This is a genomic window from Actinoplanes sp. NPDC020271 (genome assembly GCF_044388125.1).
In the GTDB taxonomy this organism is placed as follows: Bacteria; Actinomycetota; Actinomycetes; order Mycobacteriales; family Micromonosporaceae; genus Actinoplanes.
Genome location: NZ_JBIRWQ010000002.1, coordinates 1 through 20,032 on the forward strand (window position 1 = coordinate 1; position 20,032 = coordinate 20,032).

Genomic DNA, 20,032 nt, shown 5'->3' on the forward strand with positions numbered 1-20,032 from the left:
CAATCTCGCCCGCCGGCTGACGGACGAAAACACCCCAACCTGGCGAGACCCTCAAATCGCATAACACCACAAAATACGTTAATCAGACGTCCTCTTAGGGAAGCGGCTCACGAGAAGCCTTGGGCCCGCCTGGGAAGCGATTGGTCCGAGGGGCCAGGTGGCCCTCGGATCATCTTCGACCAGGGGACTCAGGGTTCATGCGGCGACCGGTGCGTGTGCAGACCGCTTTGCCTGCGTCAATGACTGCCGGTATTCCAGGGCTTCCGGAACTTCCTCGTACTGCAGCAGGTTCCCGGTCAGTTCCGCGAGCAGTTGCTTGGCCTCCGCCGGAGTCGCGTAGAAGAATTCCCGGCGCTGGTTGATGAGATTGACCCGTTTGTCGGCCAGGCGGGAATGCATCTGGGCCTCGATACCTACGGCGTCATCGGAGAAGAACAGTGCGTGGACGTCAAAGTTGAACGGAACCGAAGCGTCGCTCAGCTCCTTGACCCGGTCCATCGGATCAAGTCGGCGTGTCAGACCCACCTTGATCATTGACTCGCCGAACGCGCCGATGTTCGAGATGACGTAGACGTAGCCGGCCCGGATGTTCGCCGCCCGATAGTCGACGTCGTTGAGCGCCGCATCGATCGCGGCCAGGCGTTCCTGCAATTGGCCAGCGCCTTCGGCGTCCCCTTTGGCCTGGAGAGCGGCCAAGGCGTTCTGGTAGTGACTACGTTCTTTGTCGAGACGGGCTCGTTCTCGTTCGATCTCCTGCTGGACCTTCCGCTCCTCGCGCAGGCGGGCTTTCTCCTCCCGTTCGCGCTCCTTCTCCTCCGCAACCTTCTGCACGTAGTCGGCGGTGAGAGCCAATTCCTGAACACGCAGCCGGTGATATGCATCGGTTATGCGGATGTCCATCGTCTTGCCGAGCCGGGCGATCGTCGTCGCTACCTTGCCGAGACGGTCAATCGCGGCGTCCAGCTTGTAGGGCTTCAATCCGCGGACCAGGTTGTCGGCTTCGGCGTTGTATGCCCTCAGCATCAGCTTCGAGTAGTCACGGAGCATCGTGCGGCCTTGCGCCTCTGATCCGTTGACGGTCCAGCCCCGAGCGGCCTGCACCGCGCCGCCGTCGACCTTGACCATTTGCTTGATCTGAGCCTGCATCTCAGCCAGCGCCGCCTGGTAGGCGACCGCGTCCGAAAGGGGATGCTGGTACTGGTAGATGCCGGCCTCCTGAAGCAGGGCCGTCTCCTCCGTGACAACGATCTTCTGCCGAGTCTGCGCCAGCGCGGCCTCGGCCGCCGACTCTTGGCGTGTCAGGTCGGCCAGGCGAATTTGCGCCTGGGCCAGGTGGTCGGCAGTCTCCCGCCGAACCCGCTCGCGGTATTGCTCAAGTTCCAGCGCCGAGGACAAACCGAGCCGCTGTACGTCGGCCCGCAGCGTATTCACTTCGGCGGTCAGGCGTTCGACTTCGCCGGCCAGCTCCCGTGCCTTCCCTCGCGCGCCGAAAAAACCGATCTCCGCACCACCTCCGGTAAGCGGAACAGCAGATGGGGCGGACTGCGGGGAAGCGAGCGCAGCACTCGGCGGGATGACCACGGGTGGAGGGTTCGTGGGCGGGGCAGGCTGTACCGGTGTCGCGGGCGCCGGGGTGTCGTCCACCCAGAATTGCCAACCGTGTGGAGCCGGTCCCCATGACGGGTCCGGTTGCCAGCCTTCTGGAGGCGTCCAGCCTGCAGGCGGCTTAGGCCAGTTCGGCGGAGGTCGGAAAATGAAGCCCACGATTCTTCTTTCGTTGGATCAACCGATACTCCGACGCTATCCGTCTCGAGGGAGAGGGCTGTTCACCTGTTCAGGTGGACCGGGCGCCCAGAGATCTGATCCGTGTTCGGCCTCCGATCTCGACGTTCACGACTGTCGGATCTCGTTGCCCGGGCGACGCGGGAGTCAGGTGGCGGTGCGCAGGGTTTCGGCGACGGCTTCGGCGGCGGCGGGAGCGTCCTCACCGGACGCCCGCACGGTCACCGTCGCACCCGCCGCGGCACCCAGCGACATCAGCTTCAGTGCGCTACGAGCCGACGCGGCGCGCTCCCCGTGCCGTACCTCGACGGTTGCCTGGAAGCGGGCCGCGGCCCGCACCACTTCCCCCGCCGGCCGGGCGTGCAACGCCGCCGGAAGCACCACGCTGACCTCAGAACTTGGGGACATCGCGCGCCTCCCCGGCCGCCGCCACGACATCGTCGAGTCCGGCCCCGGTCGAGGCGGTGACCGCGGCCGCGACCGCCCCTTCCACGAACGGCGCGTCGACCAGCACCGGCCCGGGCGCATCGTCGAGGACGGCGCGCGCGGTCAGCACCGCGCTGCCCAGGTCGGCCAGGACGACGACGCCCGCGCCGTTGTCGGCGGAGGCGAGCGCGGCCGAGATCCGGTCGTAGCTGGTGCCCAGTCCACCGTCGTCGGTGCCGCCCGCGGCGACGATCGGCACGGCCGGCGCGACCTGGCTCACCAGGTCGCGCAGGCCTGACGCCAACTGCTCGGAGTGCGAAACCAGCACGATTCCCACGAGCCCCATGGATCTCGACTCTAGACCGCGCGAGGATGCAGTGGGTGATGGCGAGAACTGCGGAGAGGAACCGGCCGTGAAGAAGTTCATCAACGATCCTGCCGACGTGGTGGCCCAGTCCCTGCGGGGGCTCGCCGCCGCCCATCCGGAGCTGCGGGTGGAGGTCGACGAGCAGTACATCGTCCGGGCCGACGCGCCCCGGCCGGGCAAGGTGGGCCTGGTCTCCGGGGGCGGGTCGGGGCACGAGCCGCTGCACGGCGGGTTCGTCGGGCCGGGCATGCTCGACGCGGCCTGCCCGGGCGAGGTCTTCACCTCACCGGTGCCGGATCAGATCCTGGCCGCGACGAAAGCCGTCGACTCCGGCGCCGGGGTGGTGCACATCGTCAAGAACTACACCGGTGACGTGATGAATTTTCAGCTCGCCGCCGAGCTCGCCGACGACGAGGGGATCAGCGTCGAGTCGGTGCTGGTCGACGACGACGTGGCGGTGGAGGACTCGACGTGGACGGCCGGCCGCCGGGGGACCGGGGCGACACTGCTCGTCGAGAAGATCACGGGGGCGCGCGCCGAGGAGGGCGGCAAGCTCGGCGAGATCGCCGCTCTGGGGCGCGAGGTCAACGCAGCCTCCGGCTCCTTCGCGTACGCGTTGACGGCCGGTACGACTCCGGCCGCCGGCCGCCCCGGGTTCGACCTGCCGGCGGACGAGATCGAGGCCGGTGTCGGCATTCACGGCGAGCCGGGCCGTCGCCGGGAGAAGCTGCGTCCCGCGAAGGAGCTCGTGGCGTCGGCGCTGGACGCGATCCTGACCGCGAAGTCGTTCTCCGGCCCGGTGATCGTCCTGGTCAACGGCCTGGGTGGGACACCGCTGATCGAGCTGTACCTGATCTACGGCGAGGTCGCCGCCTACCTGGGGGAGCGTGGCGTGCGGATCGCCCGGCAGCTCGTCGGCAACTACGTGACCAGTCTGGACATGGCCGGCATGTCGGTGACGCTGTGCCAGGCGACCGACGAGATGATCCGCCTGTGGGACGCGCCGGTGCGTACCCCCGGCCTGCGGTGGGGTGCCTGAGCATGGATGCCACGCTCGCCCGCAAGTGGATGGAGGCGGCCGCAGCGGCGATCGCGGCCGGTGCCGACCGGCTCACCCGGCTCGATTCCGCGATCGGCGACGGCGATCACGGGGCGAACCTGAACCGTGGGTTCACCGCCGTGGTCGCCACGCTGGAGAAGGCGCCACCCGAGTCGGTGTCCGAGGTGCTGGTCAAGGCCGGCACCACGTTGATCTCCCGGGTGGGCGGGGCGTCCGGCCCGCTCTACGGCAGTGCGCTGCGCGCGGCCGGCAAGGCGCTGCCGGCGACCTCCGAGGTGCAGCCGCCGGACCTGGCGGTCGCGTTGCGGGCGGGGCTGGAGGCGGTCCGCAAGCTCGGTGGTGCCGCTCCGGGAGACAAGACCCTCGTCGACGCGTACGCCCCGGCTCTGGACGCCTTCGAGGAAGCGGTCGCCGGGGGAGCCGATCTGTCCGGGGCGGCGGGGGCGGCGGCCCGCGCGGCCCGGGTCGGGGCGGAGGCGACCGTGCCTCTGCAGGCTCGAAAAGGCCGCGCCTCCTACCTGGGGGAACGTAGCATCGGTCATCAGGACCCGGGGGCCGTCTCCACGAGTCTGATCTTCGAAGCGCTCGCGGAGGTTGCTTAACCGGCAGCGAACCGTGCCGATTCAGCGGGTGTCAGACACTGTTGAGGAGAGGTACGGCCATGGGCTTGAGTGGAGCGTTCGACAACCGTTCCCTGCGGACGAAGATCGGCGCGGCGGCCCTGACCGCGACGATCGGTGGCGTGATCGTCGGTGGCATGGCCATCTACCGGGTGCACGACCTCAACGAGAAGGCGGCGGCCGCCCAGCACCGGTCGCTGGCGATCGGCTCGTCGGTCACCGACTTCAGCCAGAACATCGAGGCGTTCGCCGGCAACGCGTCGGCGGTCAAGCTCTACCCGGCGATCGCCAAGCAGATCACCGAGGGGATGAACGCCAACAAGCAGGCGGTCGACGACGCGCTGAGCGCCCTGGGCCAGACGCTGCCGGGGGATGCCACGGTCACCAAGGCGCAGGCCGACTGGACGGCGTATCTCGCGTTCATGGCCAAGGATCTGAGCAAGGCCACGCAGGCCGAGTTGAACCAGGCACTCCTCGACTACAACTCGCTGCACGGCGCGCTCGGTGACGACGCGAACGCCCTGCAGGCCCGGGCCGCGTCGCTGGCCGAGGCGCAGATCTCCGACGCCAGTGCGGCGGCCACCCGGGCGACCTGGCTGATCAGCCTGGTCCTCGCCGCGGGTGTCCTGCTCAGCCTGCTGATCGGGTTCCGGGTGGCCGGCAATGTGCGCCGCTCCGTCCGGGGTGTCTCGAAGCTGGCCGAGGGGCTGGCCGAGGGCGACCTGACCCGGACGTCCGGGGTCACCAGCCAGGACGAGGTCGGCCAGATGGCCGCCGCCCTGGACAAGGGCATCGCCCGGCTCCGCGAGGACGTCGTGCAGCTGGCCGGCAGCGCGTCCACGCTGCAGCACGCGGCCGGTGAGCTCTCCTCGGTCTCCACCGCCGTCGACGCCGCCGCGAACGAGGCGTCGATGCAGGCCGGAACGGTTTCCGCGGCCGCCGACACCGTCTCCAACAACCTGCAGTTCGTCTCGGCCGGTGCGCAGGAGATGGGTTCGGCGATCCGCGACATCAGCGTCTCCACGTCCGAGGCGACCCAGGTGGTGGTGCAGGCGGTGCAGGCCGCGGCGGCCACCAACCAGATCGTCGCCCGGCTCGGCGAGTCGTCGGCGGAGATCGCCACCGTGGTCAAGGTGATCACCAGCATCGCCGAGCAGACCAACCTGCTTGCCCTGAACGCCACGATCGAGGCGGCCCGCGCCGGTGAGCTCGGCAAGGGCTTCGCGGTGGTGGCCGGCGAGGTCAAGGACCTGGCCCAGGAGACCGCGAAGGCGACCGAGGACATCTCCCGCCGGGTACAGTCGATCCAGGCCGACACCAGCGGCGCGGTCAGCGCGATCGAGGAGATCAGCGAGATCATCGAGCGGATCAACGGCCTGCAGCTGACGATCGCCTCGGCGGTCGAGGAGCAGACCGCGACCACCCAGGAGATGAACCGGACGCTGACCGAGGCGGCCGGCGGCGCCGGGAACATCGCGGCGACCATCACCGGGGTCTCCGAGGCCACCCAGCGGACCACCGGCGCGGTCGGCAACACCCGGCGCGCGGCCGAGGAGGTCAACGAGACCTCCGCCCAGCTCCAGAGCGTGGTGTCCCGCTTCCGTTACTGACGCATCGATGCCAGTCTTAGGGCATGTACCCGCCCGAACCCTGGCACCTGCGCGGACAGATGTACCTGTCGGTCTTCCTCGTCCCGATGCGCGCCGTCCCGCCGCTGCCCGAGGTCCTGGGCGCGGCGGTGCGGCCGTTGTCGTTCGGCGGCCGGGCCGCGATCGGCGCGGCCTGGGTCGACTACCAGCCCGGGGGCGTCCTGCACTACCGGGAACTGCTCAGTGCGGTGCTGACCCACGAGCACGGCCGGCCGCGGGTCAGCATCACCGACATCTGGGTGGACAGCGTCGCTTCCCGGGAGGGTGGCCGCCGGCTCTGGGGCATCCCGAAGGAGCTGGCCGGGTTCACCCTCGACGCCGACGAGGATCTGGTCGACGCGACCGCCGCGACACCTGAGGGTGCCCCGATCGCCTCGGCGCTGGTCCGGCTCAAACGCCGGGTTCCGGGCCGCTTCCCGCTGGGATTCACGGTGGCGCAGGCCCTCGACGGAAAGGTCAAGCGGACCCCGGTCAGGGGCAGGAGCAATGTGCGTACGGCGTCGGCGGCCTGGCGCCCCGACCCGGAGGGCGCCCTGGGTCACCTGGCCGGTCGCCGTCCCGTGCTGACCCTGGCGATCACCGACTTCTGGCTGGTCTTCGGCCGTACCGCCGAGGACCGCGCCGCCGCCCGCACCCGTCACCCGTAGCCGCGCCGGTTAGGGTTCGGCAATGCCCGAACCGCACAGCCACAGCCACGCGCACGGCACCGACCTGCTCCCGAAGGCCCGCCGCCTCACGCTGATGCTGCTGATCCCGGCGGTGCTGCTGACCGCGCTCGGCATGCTGCTGCTGTGGCCCCGCGACACCCTGCGGGCGGATGCCTCCGCGGACGGGCCGGCGCAGGCCAAGGGCGTGGTCCAGTCGCTCACCCACAGCGAGTGCGCGCCCGTCCCGGCCGGTGAGGAGCAACCCACCGGCTGCGGCACGGCCACGGTGAAGCTGGAGTCCGGCGAGGTGGTGACGACCGAACTGCCGTACGGCCCGGGCGCCCCGGAGATCGAGAACGGTGACCGGGTCGTGCTGATGGGCCTGGAGAACCAGGAGGGCGGGCTCAGCTGGTCTATCTCCGACCATCAGCGCTCGCGGGAACTGTGGCTGCTCGGCGTCGCGTTCGCGCTGGCCGTGGTCGCGTTCGGCCGGTGGCGGGGGGTGACCGCCCTGGCCGGGCTCGCGGTCACGTTCGGCGTGCTGCTGCTCTTCATCGTGCCGGCGATCCTCGACGGCCGGTCACCGACCCTCGTCGCGGTGGTCGGCTCGGCCGCGATCATGCTGACCGTGCTCTACCTGACGCACGGCCTGACCATCACCACCACGATCGCGGTGGCCGGGACCCTGGCCAGTCTGGTCATCACGACCGTCCTGGCCGAGATCAGCGTCGCCGCGGTGCACCTGACCGGTGTCGCCGACGACACCTCGAACTTCCTGTCGATCAGCCAGGGCGAGGTCAACATGCAGGGCCTGCTGCTGGCCAGCATCGTGATCGGCTCGCTCGGCGTGCTCGACGACGTCACGGTGACCCAGTCGGCGACCGTCACCGAGCTGGCGATCGCCAATCCGGCGTACGGGTTCCGCCCTCTGTACGGCGCCGCGACGCGCATCGGCCGGGCGCACATCGCCTCCGTCATCAACACGATCGTGCTCGCCTACGCGGGGGCGTCGCTGCCGCTGATGCTGCTCTTCGCGACCGGTGGCACCCCGGTGGGGGAGTTGCTCACCGGCCCGCTGATCGCGCAGGAGCTGGTCCGCAGCGCCGTCGGCACGATCGGCCTGATCACCGCGGTGCCGATCACCACCGCGCTGGCCGCGTTCTTCGCCCACCGCTCCCTGCAGGCCCCCGCCACGCCGGCGCCACCCGCCGAGGAGACGACCGGCCGCCACCGCCCACCCGCCGAGAGCCCCTGGGCCGCCTTCGACAAGTAGCGCTCCCCCCGGTGCGGCACGCATTGCGCCCGCCGACGCCGGGAGGCCCGGAAAACGACTGGCGAAGCGTGGTCGTTTCCGGGCCTCCCGGCGTCGGCCGCCAAGGGCGCAATGCCCGCGAGCCGGAGGCGACGCCGGTCAGCACGGTCCGCGGGCCGGAGGCGACGCCGTCAGCAGTGCCGCCAGGCGACGTGGTAGACGGTGTTGATCGCGGCGTCGGTGGAGTCCATCGAGATGAAGCTGGTGTCCTTGCGGGAGTCCGAGGTGCCCCGGTTCACCCGCAGGTCGGTGTTGATGTTGAGGTACCGGCGCTCACCGCACGGCAGGTAGCTCAGCGACGCGATCCCGACCTCGTCCCGGCGCTGCCAGTCGTCGCTGAACGGCCCGGTGAAATTGTGCTCGAAGCGCGTGTTCGTGGCGTGCCCCTGGAAATAGTAGTTCGCCGATTCCGTGGCCCGTGCGCCGCGCGCCAGGCTCGCATATCCGCGGTAATCCGCGCTGGCGATCGCGAACGTGAAACCGGTCGGCACTTTCACGTCCAGGGCCAGTTGGCAATTCTTCCGGAAATCGAGCGGCGAGGCGTCCGGGCCGACCTGGGCCAGGTAGTCCGAGTAGGTGATGGTGAACGCCGTGTTGTCCGGCGAGACCGCGATCCGCGTGGTCTTGTCCGGGCAGCCCGAGCCGTTCGCGTTCACCACGCCGATCGTCATCCGCTGGTCCGGGACGTCCACCGGCCGGGCCTGAGCCGGGGTCGGAGCGGCGACGGCGACGGCGGCGAGCGCGGCGGCGCCGGCGGTCAGAATGCGGAACATGTGAGAAACCCCCGTTGGTTCTCGATGTGGAACTGGGATGGGGAAAGACTATTTCGCGATCCCGTGGCTTCCATTGTTTTCCGGGTCGGCGTGTTTACCGATTTCGGATGTCCGAGTGTCGGATAAATGCTGTCTGTTCGGCCCGTAACCTCGGCGTTCCGTCACGCGTTCGCCGTTTCACTGCTATTCGGCCCCGGCCCGGCAGCCTGCCGCGGCTTGCCGTCGAGGAGATCCGGATCGGCGCCGGGTCCGCGTCCGGCCGGCGTGCGGCCTGGCCGTCGGTCAGCGCGGTCGTGAACCTCCTGCATCTCGACGAGTTCTTCGCGGCCGGCGTGCGGCCTGGCCGTCGGTCAGCGCGGTCGTGAACCTCCTGCACCCCGACGAGTTCTTCGCGGCCGGCACCCTGATCCGGGAGGCGCCGAAGGGCAGGATCTCCGGCTTCAGCGCCGCCGAGCTGGAACGCCGGCTGCACGGTCTGTGCGTGGCCGGCACCGCTCTGGCCGCGACCGCGGTTCCGGAGCCCGAGGCGAGCGCCGGGACGATCACCGAGCCGGCGGTCGGCTGAGGCGTTCGGTCAGCCGAGGCGTTCGGTCAGGGCGGTGTGCCGCCGACCGGCGCTGACCGTGCGGACCGCCGCGGCGAGTGCCCGGCGGGAGCCGACCAGCACGACGAGCTTCTTGGCGCGGGTGATCGCGGTGTAGAGCAGATTGCGCTGCAGCATCATCCATGCGCTGGTGGTGAGCGGGATGACGACCGCCGGGTACTCCGAGCCCTGCGACCGGTGGATGGTGATCGCGTACGCGTGCGCCAGCTCGTCCAGCTCGTCGAAGTCGTACTCGATCAGTTCGTCCTCGTCCGTCCGTACCGTCAAGTTCTGTTCTTCGGGGTTGAGCGCGGTGACGACGCCGACCGTTCCGTTGAAGACGCCCGCCGCACCCTTGTCGTAGTTGTTGCGGACCTGGGTGACCTTGTCGCCGACCCGGAACACCCGCCCACCGGCCCGGCGTTCCGGCAGCCCCTCGCGGGCCGGGGTGAGTTCCTGCTGCAGCAGCGTGTTGAGCGCGCCGGCGCCGGCCGGGCCGCGGTGCATCGGGGTGAGGATCTGCACGTCGCGGCGCGGGTCGAGGCCGAACTTGCGGGCGATCCGGGTGCACGCGACGTCGACGGTGAGCCCGGCGGTCGCCTCGGTGTCGTCGCACGGGAACAGGAAGAAGTCCTTCATGCCGTCGAGCAGCGGCGGGCGGCCCTGGTTGACCCGGTGCGCGTTGGTGACGACGCCGCTCTCCGCGGCCTGCCGGAAGATCTGGGTGAGCCGGACCCGCGGGATCACGTCGGCGGCGAGCAGGTCGCGCAGCACCTCGCCGGCGCCGACCGACGGCAGCTGGTCGACGTCGCCGACCAGGAGCAGGTGCGCGCCCGGCGGGATCGCCTTGACCAGCTTGTTCGCCAGGATCAGGTCGAGCATGGACGACTCGTCGACGACCAACAGGTCCGCGTCCAGAGGGTTGTCCCGGTCGTAGCTGGCGTCGCCGCCGGGCTGGAGCTTGAGCAGGCGGTGGACCGTGGCGGCGGGGTGGCCGGTCAGCTCGGCGAGGCGTTTCGCGGCCCGGCCGGTCGGCGCGACCAGCTGGATCTTGGCTTTCTTGGCGGCGGCGAGTTCCACGATCGAGCGGACGGTGAAGCTCTTGCCGCAGCCGGGGCCGCCGGTGAGGACCGCGACCTTCTCCGTCAGGGCCAGTTTGACCGCGGCCTCCTGCTCGGGGGCGAGGGTGGAGCCGGTGCGCTGGTGCAGCCAGCCGAGCGCTTTCGACCAGTCCACGTCGTGGAAGTGCGGCATCCGGTCCGACTTGTCGCGCAACAGACTGACAAGCGTGTTGGCGAGCGACATCTCGGCACGGTGGAACGGCACGAGGTAGACGTTGTCCCCTTCGCGGACGACGCCCTCTTCCTCGACGAGTTCGGCCAGACAGGCCGGGACGAGCCCGGCCGGCACGTCGAGGATCTTGGCGGCGTCCTCGGTCAACTCGTCCACGGGCAGGAAGCAGTGACCGTTGTCGGTCGCCTGCGACAGCGTGTACTGCAGGCCGGCCTTCACCCGCTCGGGGCTGTCGTGCGGGATCCCGACCGCCTGCGCGATCGTGTCGGCGGTCTTGAACCCGATGCCCCACACGTCCGACGCCAGCTTGTACGGGCTGTTCTTCACCACCGAGATGGACGCGTCACCGTACTTCTTGTAGATCCGCACCGCGATCGACGTGGAGACGCCGACCCCCTGCAGGAACAGCATCACCTCCTTGATCGCCTTCTGCTCGGCCCACGCCGCGGTGATCTTCGCGGTGCGTTTCGGGCCGAGGCCGGTGACCTCGATCAACCGGCCCGGCGACTCCTCGATGATCTCCAGCGTCTCCAGGCCGAAGTGGTCCACGATCCGCTCGGCGAAGACCGGGCCGATGCCCTTGACAAGCCCCGACCCCAGGTAGCGGCGGATGCCCTGCACGGTCGCGGGCAACACCGTGGTGTACGAGACCACCTCGAACTGCTTCCCGTACTGCGGGTGCGAGGTCCACCAGCCCGACATCCGCAGACTCTCGCCGGGCTGCGCGCCGAGCAGCGCGCCGACCACGGTGAGCAGATCGGTGCTGCTCTTGTACGCGACCCGGGCAACGGTGTAGCCGGTCTCCTCGTTCTGATAGGTCAGCCGTTCCAGCACCGCTTCCAGGACGTGCGGCGCCGGGCGGGAGGTCTGTGGCGCGGCGGGCATGGCGACCATCGTCCACGCCGTGGTGGATTCCGCAAACTTTCCCCCTTAGCGTGTCGGTCATGGCGCATTTTGATCTCCCACTGGCGGACCTGCGGACGTACCGTTCGAGCACCCCCGAGCCGGACGGTCTCGGCGACTTCTGGACCCGCACGCTCGCCGAGGCGCGCGCCGCCGCCAAGCCCGCCGACCTGGTCGAGACCGGGACCCCGTTACGCGGCGTCACCACCTACGACGTGACCTTCACAGGCTTCGCCGGCCAGCCGGTCAAGGCGTGGCTCAACGTCCCGGCCGGCGCTTCCGGTCCGCTTCCGATCGCGGTGGAGTTCATCGGGTACGGCGGTGGCCGCGGCCTGCCGGTCGACTGGCTGCTCTGGAGCGCCGCCGGCTACGCGCACCTGGTGATGGACACCCGCGGCCAGGGCGGCGGCTGGCGCGGCGGCGACACGCCCGACCAGGACACCGCCGGGGCCGGCCCGTCCACCCCGGGACAGATGACCCGCGGAGTGCGGTCCCCGGAGACGCACTACTACCGGCGGCTGTTCACCGACGCCGCGCGGGCCGTCGAAACCGCCGCCGAACTGCCCGGCGTCGACGCGTCCCGGCTGGTCACCACCGGCAAGAGCCAGGGCGGGGCACTGTCGATCGCGGCCGCCGGCCTGGTCCCCGACCGGGTTGCCGCCGTGGTCGCGGGCGTCCCGTTCCTCTGCGACATCCGCCGTGCGGTCACCGTCTCGGACAGCTTCCCGTTCCAGGAGATCGTCCAGTTCCTGCGGGCCAACCCGTCCCGGGCCGAGCAGACGTTCGCGACGCTGGACCACTTCGACGTGGTCCACCTGGCCCGCCGCATCACCGCCCCGGCCCTGTTCTCCACCGCGCTGATGGACACGGTCTGCCCGCCGTCGGGCGTGTTCGCCGCGTACAACGAGGTGACCACGAGCAAGGAGATCGAGGTCTACGAGTGGGACGGGCACGACGGCGGTCGCTCCTACTTCGACGTCCGGGCCCTGGAGTTCGCCGCCGCCCGGCTGCGCTGACATCGACGTACGGGAAACCGGTTTTGACCCTCGGTGTGAAGGGTGCCTACCGTGGGCGCATGGTGGAGCCGGTGCGGGCGACGCCCGCGGTGAGCCGGGTGCTGGCCGTGTTCCTGGAGGACCCGGCCGCCGACCGGTACGGGCTGGACCTCATGCGCGTCAGCGGGTATCCGAGCGGCACCCTCTACCCGATCCTGGCGCGCCTCGAACGGGCCGGGTGGATCGAGGCGCGCTGGGAGCGCCTCGACCCGGCGGTGGCCGGGCGGCCCGCCCGCAAGTACTACCGGCTGACCCCGGACGGAGCGGAAGCGGCCCGCCGGGGGTAGGCGCGGCGTCGAGGCCCGGCCGCAGCCGGACCTCGGCCTCCGGCGAGTGCTGACCGATGCACAGTTCCTCGTCGGTTGCGCTCCGGTTCGGGCCGGCCGATTCCTCAAGCGGACCCCTCCGGGACCGACGGACTCTTCGCGAAATGTCGTACCGGAGGGAACCCCCATGCAGCCGACCCCCCGTCGTGCCCTGCGGCTCACCGCCGTCCTCGCCTCGGCGTGCGCGCTCACCGGATGTGCCGCGTTCGCGTCGACGACCGCGACGGTGCCGCCCACGTCGGCCGCCACACCCGGTCCGGTCAGCACGTTCGTCCGGACCGCGCCGCCGGCCAACAGCATCGCGCCCGGACTGGCGAACACCGGCAGCACGCTGCCCACGGTCGTCGCCTCACTGATCAAGTACGGACAGTGGCTGATCGCGAACCCGGACCCGGACAAAGTCGGCAACGTCGCGGCGCCCGGCTGCGCGGCCAGCAACGACCTGATCCGGCAGACGACGTCCCTGGTCGACCAGGGCGCCTACGTCACCACTGTCACCCCGACCGTGACCGCCGTGCAGTGGCCGTCACCGGTGCCGTCGGTCAGCTCGGCGCCGCTCGGCGACGAGGCGGTGGTGACCATCCGGGCGAGCCGGCCGGCCGAGGCGCTGACCATGCGGACCGAGGGCAAGGAGACGCAGGTGCTGTCGTATCTGCCGGCGCTGAACGCGACGACCGTGCGGATCTCGCTGTTCCGGGGGACGGACAAGAAGTGGCGGTTCTGCGAGGTGACCACGCCGACGGACCCGGCGGCGGACTCGGTCACCGCGCTGCTCTGACCCCGGACCCAGCCCGCCCGACCCGGCCTCAGCCGGGACTCGAGCCGGCGTCGCCCCGGCTTCAGCCCGGCCCGGACCCGGTCTCAGCCCGGCGTGGCTTCAAGTCGGCTGGGCTTCGGGCCGGCTGGGCTTACGGGCCGGCTGGGCTTCGGGCCGGCTGGGCTTACGGGTCGGCTGGACTTCAATGCTGGTTCAGACTGGCCGGGCTGAAATAGTCGCGGAGGCTTGCGATCCGGCCCTCGTGCAGGCGGAAGATCTGCACGAGAGCGATCGGCGACCCGTCGACCACCGCGTCCATCTCCGCGATGAACACGTCCGGGTCGGCGGTCTCGTGCAGCACACAACCGCTGCGCCGCGGATCGACCTCACCCGGCTCACCCTGCTGGAACGCCCCGATGCCGGCCCGGATCGCCGCCCGCCCGGCCAGCCGCCTCGGCAGCGGCCCGCCCTCGGGGAGCAGCGGCGCCTCGTAGACCCCGTCCTCGGTGAACAACTCGGCGAAGGCATCCGGATCCCGGCTGATCGCCCCGGCATGGAGATAGCGCCCATAGATGTCGGTGTGCGAATCCGTCACCTCGTCCACTCTATGCACGAAAGGGCCGCGCACCCAGAGGTGCGCGGCCCTTTGCCGGCAGTCGGTCAGATGAACGAGCGGAGGATGACCACCGCGAAGAAGACCAGCATGAACGACAGGTCGATCGACATGCCGCCCGCGCGCAGCGGCGGAACCAGCCGCCGGACCGGCGCCAGGATCGGCTCGGTCACCGCGAACACGCCCCCGGACACCCGCGAACGGACCGACCCGGGCATCGCCGGGCCGGCCAGCACCACACTCCAGTCCAGCACCGCCCGGGCGATCAGCAGGAACTGCACGATCAGCAGGGCCAGGTCGACGATTCCGAGAAGACCCATCACTTACCTCCAGGTGTGCCGGGGGATGCGTACCTACTGTGACGCGCCACCTTGTGAGGTTGCTGAGGGCCGTCTGTGAGCTGACGGGGTCCTCCGCGGCCGGGGCGTCACGGCGGTCGCCCCCTGATCGGCGGCGTCCCGTCCGTCCCTCGAAGATGTGGCCCGACACACCTGCGCCGCGAGCTGCGATCCGTGCCCGAGCAACCTGCGCGACCCACCCTGTTGGTCCTCACCGTGGTTGTTCGGGTCTGATGACCACGGTGAGAACCAGTCGGGACCCGGCCGCGACCCTGCCCCGGCGCCGGGTCGCGAACCGTCATCGCCGGCGTGCACGAAGATCGGTGAACTGCCACCGCGGACCGGCCAGACCGCCGCACCGGGCTGCGAGAAGCGGCCCGCGCGGCGGTCAGTTGAAGAAGCGGCGGTCAGTTGAAGAAGCGGCGGTCAGTTGAAGAAGCGGCGGTCAGTCGAAGAAGCGGCGGTCAGTCGAAGAAGCAGCGGTCAGTCGAAGAAGCAGCGGTCAGTCGAAGAAGCGGCGGTCAGTTGAAGAAGTCGGGGTGCGGGCCGGTGCGCCCGTCACTCTCCAGCGCGTCGATCGCCGCCAGCTGCTCCGCCGACAGCTCGAAGTCGAACAGCGCCAGGTTCTCCCGGATCCGGGACGGCGTGACCGACTTCGGGATGATCACCCGGCCCTGCTGGACGTGCCACCGGAGCACGACCTGCGCGGGGGTCCGCCCGACGGCGTCGGCAATCCGGGTGACGGCCGGGTTGTCGAGGACGCCGGCCTGGGCGAGCGGGCTCCACGCCTCGGTGACCACGCCCAGCTCCCGGTCGGCGTCCTGGGCGTCGCGCTGCTGCAGGGCCGGGTGAACTTCGATCTGGTTGACCGCGGGGATCACCCCGCCCAGTTCGGCGACGGCGCGCAGGTGGTGCGGCAGGAAGTTGGAGACGCCGATCGCGCGGACCCGCCCCTCCTCGTGGATCTTCTGCAGGGCACGCCAGGTGTCCAGGTACTTCTCGTGCTTCGGGGTCGGCCAGTGGATCAGGTAGAGGTCGAGCTGGTCGAGGCCGAGCCGGCCGAGGCTGGCGTCGAAGGCGCGCAGCGTGCTGTCGTACCCCTGGTCGCTGTTCCACAGCTTGGTCGTGATGAACAGTTCGTCGCGGGCGATCCCGGAGGCCTTCAGCGCGGCGCCGACGCCGGACTCGTTGCCGTAGGCGGCGGCCGTGTCGATGCTGCGGTAGCCGGCCTCCAGCGCGTGTGTCACCGCCTGCGCGGTCTCGGCCTCCGGGATCTGGAACACGCCGTAGCCGACCTGCGGCATGGCGATCCCGTTGTTCAGCTCGATCGTGGGTATTGCGGGCATGGGTCCCCCTGTGGTCGGCGTTTGCTCCAGCCTTTACCCGCCGGCGTCACTTCGCCAACCAAGGTCGATCTTGATTACGCGTTGATCGATCGAGGTGGTGGCCGGGCCGCGGCCTCGACCGTGGTGGTGGGCGGCAGGGCGGCGCGGGGCGGGCGTCCGGCCGGGCGGGGCAGGCGCGGCGCCGGGTGGCTGCCGCCGCTTGCGGCTTCGTGATCGACTTCGCTGGTACGTCGTATGCCCGGTCCCGCCGGCGGGCCGGAACGCGGGGCGGCAGAGGGCTCCGGCGCGACGGCGTCGACGGGGGTTTCCCGGGCGCGGGCCGGAGGCGGAACGTCGCGGGGCGGGGCGGTTGACGCCGGCGCCGAGCGCGGTACGGGAAGCGTTCTGCGGCCCGAGGGGCGGGCTCGATCGGTGCGGTTTCTCGGGCCGGGCTGGGGGTTCCGGCGTGTGCGGGGCAATCTTGTCGAGGTCTCTGGGTGGGCCACCGTCATGGTGACACCTCCGCTGCGCTCCGGCGCCACCATGATTTCACGACTGAACTCGATGGTTCGCGCGCAAGCTCGCTCACGGCATCACCCGCTCGGCTGGGGTCGGTGGGCTTGTCTCGTCGGGTGGGCGGGGCTGCGCAGCCGGGTGTGACTCCGTGCCGCGGGCTCCGCTCTCGGCTCCTCTCATGGCGCTCATTATTGATGAGTGTGCATGGATGGCAAGCTTTCTGGACGGATGGTAACGAGCCCGAAACCACCTTCTCAGCGCCGTCGGCCGGTTCCGCTGTATATCTGACTATCCCTGATCGACTTGTCCTCCTGACCCGGCGGTAACCTGCGCCGGTGACGCACGAGATCCAGATCACCGAGCCGGTCGACCTGTGCCTGCCCGACGGCCGGCTCAACCCGGCTGCCGTCGGCTGGAGTCGCAAGCCGCTGCACCGTGCCAACCTGCGCGGATGGGGTCGCAACAAGCGCTGGGAGTACTGGGGCGTCGTCACCCCCGCGCACATCGTCGGCGTCGTCGCGTCCAGCCTGGACTACGCCGGCGTGCACGGCCTCTACCTGCTGGACCGGGTCAGTGGGCGGGAGATCGTCGTCGATGCGACAGTCCCGCTGGCGCGCGGCGCGACCTTCCCGGACCGCAGCGGATCGGGTCGCGTGACGGCCTCCGGCGGCGGCCTCGACATCGAGATCCAACAGCAATACGACGGTACGACCGTGAAGGCGCGCAGCCGTGACGTCACACTCGACCTGACGATGCCGGTCGTCGAGGGCCGTGACTCGCTCGGTGTCGTGGTCGCGTGGGGGCGGACCCGCTTCCAGTACACGGTGAAGGACGTCGGCCGCCCCGTCCACGGCACGATCACGGCGGGCGGGGTCGAGCACGTGGTGCCGGCCGGGTCGTACGCGACGCTCGACCACGGGCGCGGCCGGTGGCCGTACTCGGTGACCTGGAACTGGGCCGCCGGCGCCGGTGAGGGACGAGCGATCCAGCTCGGCGGCAAATGGACCGACGGCACCGGCACCACGGAGAACGCGGTCTTCGAGGACGGCCGGCTCCACAAGATCGGCGCCGACCTGCGCTGGGAGTACGACCGCACCGACTGGCTCAAGCCGTGGCGCATCACCGGCCCGGGCGTGGACGTGACGTTCGAGCCGTTCCACGAGCGGGTCGCGAGGACGAACCTCGGTATCCTGGCGGGGGAGACACACCAGTGCTTCGGGCGTTTCTCCGGCTGGGCCCGCGGCGCCGACGGTCAGAAGATCGACCTGGAGGGCCTCACCGGCTGGGCGGAGGAGGCCAGGAACCGCTGGTGAGCGCCGCCTCGATGCGAGCCCGGTGCGCGGCCTCCCAGTCGTCGAGCGACTCCGCCTGCTCCTTGGCCAGCTTCACCGTCGCGGCGGCCAGCACCTCGTCGTGGCGGCCGGCCGGGACCACGACCACGCCCTCCTCGTCAGCGACGACCACGTCCCCGGCGACGACCGTGACCCCACCGCAGCGGACCGGCTCGCCGTGCGAACCGACCTTGCTCTTCGTCCCCGGGATCGGGATGACGCCCCGCGCGAAGACCGGGAAGCCCCGCTCCCGCACCTCGCCCAGATCCCGGATCAGCCCGTCCAGCACGAACGCGGCCACCCCACGCCGGTGCGCGACCGCGCACACGTTCCCGCCGGCGAGCGCATAGTCCAGGTCACCGGACTCGACGACGATCACCGACCCGGGCTCGGCCCGATAGATCGCGGCGTGCAGCATCAGGTTGTCACCCGGCTCGCAGCGGACCGTGAACGCCGGCCCGGCCACCCGCGGCACCGGCCCCCAGAGCGGCCGGATCCCGATGTCCATCACCTGATCGCGGCCCAGGACGTCGGCCAGCGTGGTCGGGGAAACCTCCCGGAAGGCGCTCATGGCCGCCGATCTTATCGGTCCCAGGGCGGGGGCACCCGCACGCAGGCCATCCCGGCCGCCTCGGCGGCCTGCACCCCGAGCTCGGTGTCCTCGAAGACCAGGCACTTCGCCGGGTCGGCACCGAGCAGCCGGGCGGCCTTCACGTAGCCCTCCGGGTCGGGCTTCGGGCGCGCGTAGTCCTCCGCGCAGACCAGCACCGGGAAACGGTCGAGAAGGCCGAGCGCGGTCAGCGACGCGGTCACCGAATCGCGCGTGCTGCCCGAGACGACCGCGAACGGCACCCGCCCGTACGCCTCGAGGATGTGTTCCAGCACGCCGGGGACCGCCTGCACGGTGGCGAGCCCGGACTGGAAGCGCGTCTCCCGGTGCTCGTTCACGGCGTCGACCGGCATGGCCAGCCCGTTCCGCTCGTTCAGGTCGACGATGATGTCCGCCGCCGGGCGGCCGCCCCACGCGTAGAACAGATCCTCCGGGAATTCGCACTCCCACCCGGCCAGCGCATCCTGCCAGGCCCGGTAGTGCACCGGCATGGAGTCGGTGATGGTGCCGTCGCAGTCGAAGAGATAGGCCTGGAAGTCGCCCGGGGGAAGCGGTAGAAGCACGCCCGAACGTTACCCGGCACGCCCCTGACCCGGGACAATGCTGTTATGCAGATCGCTTCGGAGACCGGCGGCTGGCTGTCGATGCGGCCCCTGCGCTACGAGTTCGAGGACGAGCCGGACGGCCCGCTCGACGACTGGCTGGTGGTGTCGGTCGCGGTGTCCGACCACCAGGGGCACACCTGGCAGGCCGAAACCCCGTGCCTGACCGTGGCCGAGGCGATCACGCTCGCCGACTGGCTCGGGCGCCGGGACGTCGCCGCCGAGCTGGAGTTCATCGAGCCGAACGTGGCGTTCCGCCAGCTGCCCGGGCATCTGCTGGAGGTGGCGTTCTCCCACGAGACGTTGCCGCCGTGGCTGACCGGGACCGGCCCCGGCCGCGTCCACAAGATCCGCCTCGAGGTCACCCCGGACATGCTGACCCGCGCCGCCGCCGACTGGACGGCCGAGATCGCGGCCTTCCCACCACGGGCGGATCTGGCAGATTGGTGAGATGGATTTCCGTCGCACCTACCGGTCCGCCGCGATCGCGTACGCCGGGCTCGTCGCCGCCGTCCCGTCCGAGCGCCTGGACGACCCCGGCCTCGGCGAATGGACCCTGCGGGAACTGCTCGGCCACACGGTCAGCTCGGCCCTGCGTCAGGTGCCGGTCGTGCTCGCCACCCGGGCACCGGTCATCGAGGTCGCGACACCCGAAGGCTATTTCGCGTACGCCCGGTCAGCGCCCCCGGACCTGGTCGCCGCCGCGCACACCGCCTCGACCGAGGACGCCCGCGCCGCCGCCGACCAGCTCGGCGACAAGCCGGCCGACGAGGTCAGCACCCTGATCGGCCGCGCCACCGAAGCGTTGTCCCAGGTCAACGACGACGACGTGATCACCAGCGCGGCCGGGGGCATGCGCGTCCGCGACTGGATCCCGACCCGCACGTTCGAACTGGTCGTCCACGGCCTCGATGCGGCCACGGCCATCGGCGTCGACTACGACCTGCCGGTGGAGACCCTCGCCGAGTCCCTCACCCTGGCCTCCCGCACCGCCCTGGGCGTCGGCGCCGGCGTCCCGTTGCTGATGGCCCTCACCGGCCGCACCCCCCTGCCACCCCACTTCTCGATCCTCACCCCCGCCCCCCACTGATTCCCCCGGCCACCCACCGGCCCTGCCCCGCCGCCGGTCCCTCACTCACCCCGT

22 protein-coding genes are annotated in these 20,032 nt (G+C 70.6%); 12 read left to right on the plus strand and 10 right to left on the minus strand.

All coding sequences use genetic code 11. The features are described 5' to 3' along the window. Positions 1–195: 195 nt before the first annotated feature. The 3 genes from ACH442_RS03795 to dhaM form a co-directional block, all read right to left on the minus strand. Positions 196–1,581 carry a DUF4041 domain-containing protein gene (locus ACH442_RS03795; RefSeq protein ID WP_396121038.1) on the minus strand — a complete coding sequence of 462 codons (1,386 nt, stop codon included), beginning with the start codon at positions 1,579–1,581 and terminating at the stop codon, positions 196–198. A gap of 348 nt (positions 1,582–1,929) precedes the next feature. Continuing rightward, positions 1,930–2,190, minus strand: a complete 261-nt coding sequence (locus tag ACH442_RS03800) for an HPr family phosphocarrier protein (protein ID WP_396121039.1) — start codon at positions 2,188–2,190, stop codon at positions 1,930–1,932. Further along, a complete protein-coding gene (gene dhaM / locus ACH442_RS03805; protein WP_396121040.1) occupies positions 2,174–2,554 on the minus strand; it encodes a dihydroxyacetone kinase phosphoryl donor subunit DhaM in 381 nt (126 codons plus the stop codon). The genes ACH442_RS03800 and dhaM overlap by 17 nt, the downstream gene beginning before the upstream one ends. Before the next feature lie 67 nt (positions 2,555–2,621). On the opposite strand from dhaM, the gene dhaK reads away from it, so the two are divergent. Genes dhaK through ACH442_RS03830 form a run of 5 tightly spaced genes read left to right on the plus strand, consistent with a single transcriptional unit; the run spans position 2,622 to position 7,824 of the window. Continuing rightward, a complete protein-coding gene (gene dhaK, locus ACH442_RS03810; RefSeq protein ID WP_396121041.1) occupies positions 2,622–3,614 on the plus strand; it encodes a dihydroxyacetone kinase subunit DhaK in 993 nt (330 codons plus the stop codon). Between the two features lie 2 nt (positions 3,615–3,616). Continuing rightward, positions 3,617–4,237 (plus strand): dihydroxyacetone kinase subunit DhaL, encoded by a 621-nt coding sequence (gene dhaL, locus ACH442_RS03815; protein WP_396121042.1) that lies wholly within the window; start codon positions 3,617–3,619, stop codon positions 4,235–4,237. Positions 4,238–4,296: 59 nt separating this feature from the next. Next, positions 4,297–5,865, plus strand: a complete 1,569-nt coding sequence (locus ACH442_RS03820) for a methyl-accepting chemotaxis protein (RefSeq protein ID WP_396121043.1) — start codon at positions 4,297–4,299, stop codon at positions 5,863–5,865. A 23-nt stretch (positions 5,866–5,888) separates the two neighbouring features. Beyond that, positions 5,889–6,551 (plus strand): acetoacetate decarboxylase family protein, encoded by a 663-nt coding sequence (locus ACH442_RS03825; protein WP_396121044.1) that lies wholly within the window; start codon positions 5,889–5,891, stop codon positions 6,549–6,551. Positions 6,552–6,573: 22 nt separating this feature from the next. Continuing rightward, on the plus strand, positions 6,574–7,824 hold the full coding sequence (locus ACH442_RS03830; RefSeq protein WP_396121045.1) for a YibE/F family protein: 1,251 nt from the start codon (positions 6,574–6,576) through the stop codon (positions 7,822–7,824). Between the two features lie 170 nt (positions 7,825–7,994). Here the strand turns inward: ACH442_RS03830 and ACH442_RS03835 are convergent, their stop codons facing one another. Next, positions 7,995–8,636 carry a DUF4360 domain-containing protein gene (locus ACH442_RS03835; RefSeq protein ID WP_396121046.1) on the minus strand — a complete coding sequence of 214 codons (642 nt, stop codon included), beginning with the start codon at positions 8,634–8,636 and terminating at the stop codon, positions 7,995–7,997. Between the two features lie 361 nt (positions 8,637–8,997). Between ACH442_RS03835 and ACH442_RS03840 the strand changes: the two genes are divergently transcribed. Continuing rightward, complete coding sequence (locus ACH442_RS03840) at positions 8,998–9,201, plus strand: hypothetical protein (protein WP_396121047.1); 204 nt, start codon at positions 8,998–9,000, stop codon at positions 9,199–9,201. Positions 9,202–9,210: 9 nt separating this feature from the next. On the opposite strand, the gene ACH442_RS03845 is transcribed toward ACH442_RS03840, so the two are convergent. Then, positions 9,211–11,406, minus strand: a complete 2,196-nt coding sequence (locus tag ACH442_RS03845; protein WP_396121048.1) for an ATP-dependent RecD-like DNA helicase — start codon at positions 11,404–11,406, stop codon at positions 9,211–9,213. 50 nt (positions 11,407–11,456) lie between these two features. Between ACH442_RS03845 and ACH442_RS03850 the strand changes: the two genes are divergently transcribed. From ACH442_RS03850 to ACH442_RS03860, 3 genes are all read left to right on the plus strand, one after another. Next, a complete protein-coding gene (locus tag ACH442_RS03850) occupies positions 11,457–12,431 on the plus strand; it encodes an acetylxylan esterase (RefSeq protein ID WP_396121049.1) in 975 nt (324 codons plus the stop codon). Positions 12,432–12,490: 59 nt separating this feature from the next. Further along, on the plus strand, positions 12,491–12,757 hold the full coding sequence (locus ACH442_RS03855; protein WP_396121050.1) for a PadR family transcriptional regulator: 267 nt from the start codon (positions 12,491–12,493) through the stop codon (positions 12,755–12,757). A gap of 166 nt (positions 12,758–12,923) precedes the next feature. Continuing rightward, on the plus strand, positions 12,924–13,574 hold the full coding sequence (locus ACH442_RS03860; RefSeq protein ID WP_396121051.1) for a hypothetical protein: 651 nt from the start codon (positions 12,924–12,926) through the stop codon (positions 13,572–13,574). Between the two features lie 181 nt (positions 13,575–13,755). On the opposite strand, the gene ACH442_RS03865 is transcribed toward ACH442_RS03860, so the two are convergent. The 3 genes from ACH442_RS03865 to ACH442_RS03875 form a co-directional block, all read right to left on the minus strand. Next, the gene (locus ACH442_RS03865) at positions 13,756–14,148 is read right to left on the minus strand and encodes a nuclear transport factor 2 family protein (protein ID WP_396121052.1); all 393 of its coding nucleotides are present in this window, start codon (positions 14,146–14,148) and stop codon (positions 13,756–13,758) included. 65 nt (positions 14,149–14,213) lie between these two features. After that, positions 14,214–14,486, minus strand: a complete 273-nt coding sequence (locus ACH442_RS03870) for a YggT family protein (RefSeq protein ID WP_396121053.1) — start codon at positions 14,484–14,486, stop codon at positions 14,214–14,216. Positions 14,487–15,025: 539 nt separating this feature from the next. Next, positions 15,026–15,850, minus strand: a complete 825-nt coding sequence (locus tag ACH442_RS03875; protein WP_396121054.1) for an aldo/keto reductase — start codon at positions 15,848–15,850, stop codon at positions 15,026–15,028. 830 nt (positions 15,851–16,680) lie between these two features. Between ACH442_RS03875 and ACH442_RS03880 the strand changes: the two genes are divergently transcribed. Beyond that, a complete protein-coding gene (locus ACH442_RS03880; RefSeq protein WP_396121055.1) occupies positions 16,681–17,658 on the plus strand; it encodes a DUF2804 domain-containing protein in 978 nt (325 codons plus the stop codon). On the opposite strand, the gene ACH442_RS03885 is transcribed toward ACH442_RS03880, so the two are convergent. Both ACH442_RS03885 and ACH442_RS03890 read right to left on the minus strand, forming a co-directional pair. Further along, the gene (locus ACH442_RS03885; protein WP_396121056.1) at positions 17,621–18,247 is read right to left on the minus strand and encodes an RraA family protein; all 627 of its coding nucleotides are present in this window, start codon (positions 18,245–18,247) and stop codon (positions 17,621–17,623) included. The genes ACH442_RS03880 and ACH442_RS03885 overlap by 38 nt on opposite strands. Positions 18,248–18,258: 11 nt before the next feature. Then, the gene (locus ACH442_RS03890) at positions 18,259–18,849 is read right to left on the minus strand and encodes an HAD family hydrolase (protein WP_396121057.1); all 591 of its coding nucleotides are present in this window, start codon (positions 18,847–18,849) and stop codon (positions 18,259–18,261) included. A 45-nt stretch (positions 18,850–18,894) separates the two neighbouring features. Here ACH442_RS03890 and ACH442_RS03895 point away from each other — a divergent pair, with 45 nt between their 5' ends. Continuing rightward, positions 18,895–19,338 (plus strand): hypothetical protein, encoded by a 444-nt coding sequence (locus tag ACH442_RS03895; RefSeq protein ID WP_396121058.1) that lies wholly within the window; start codon positions 18,895–18,897, stop codon positions 19,336–19,338. 1 nt (position 19,339) lies between these two features. After that, positions 19,340–19,978 carry a maleylpyruvate isomerase N-terminal domain-containing protein gene (locus ACH442_RS03900; RefSeq protein WP_396121059.1) on the plus strand — a complete coding sequence of 213 codons (639 nt, stop codon included), beginning with the start codon at positions 19,340–19,342 and terminating at the stop codon, positions 19,976–19,978. Positions 19,979–20,032 lie beyond the last annotated feature (54 nt).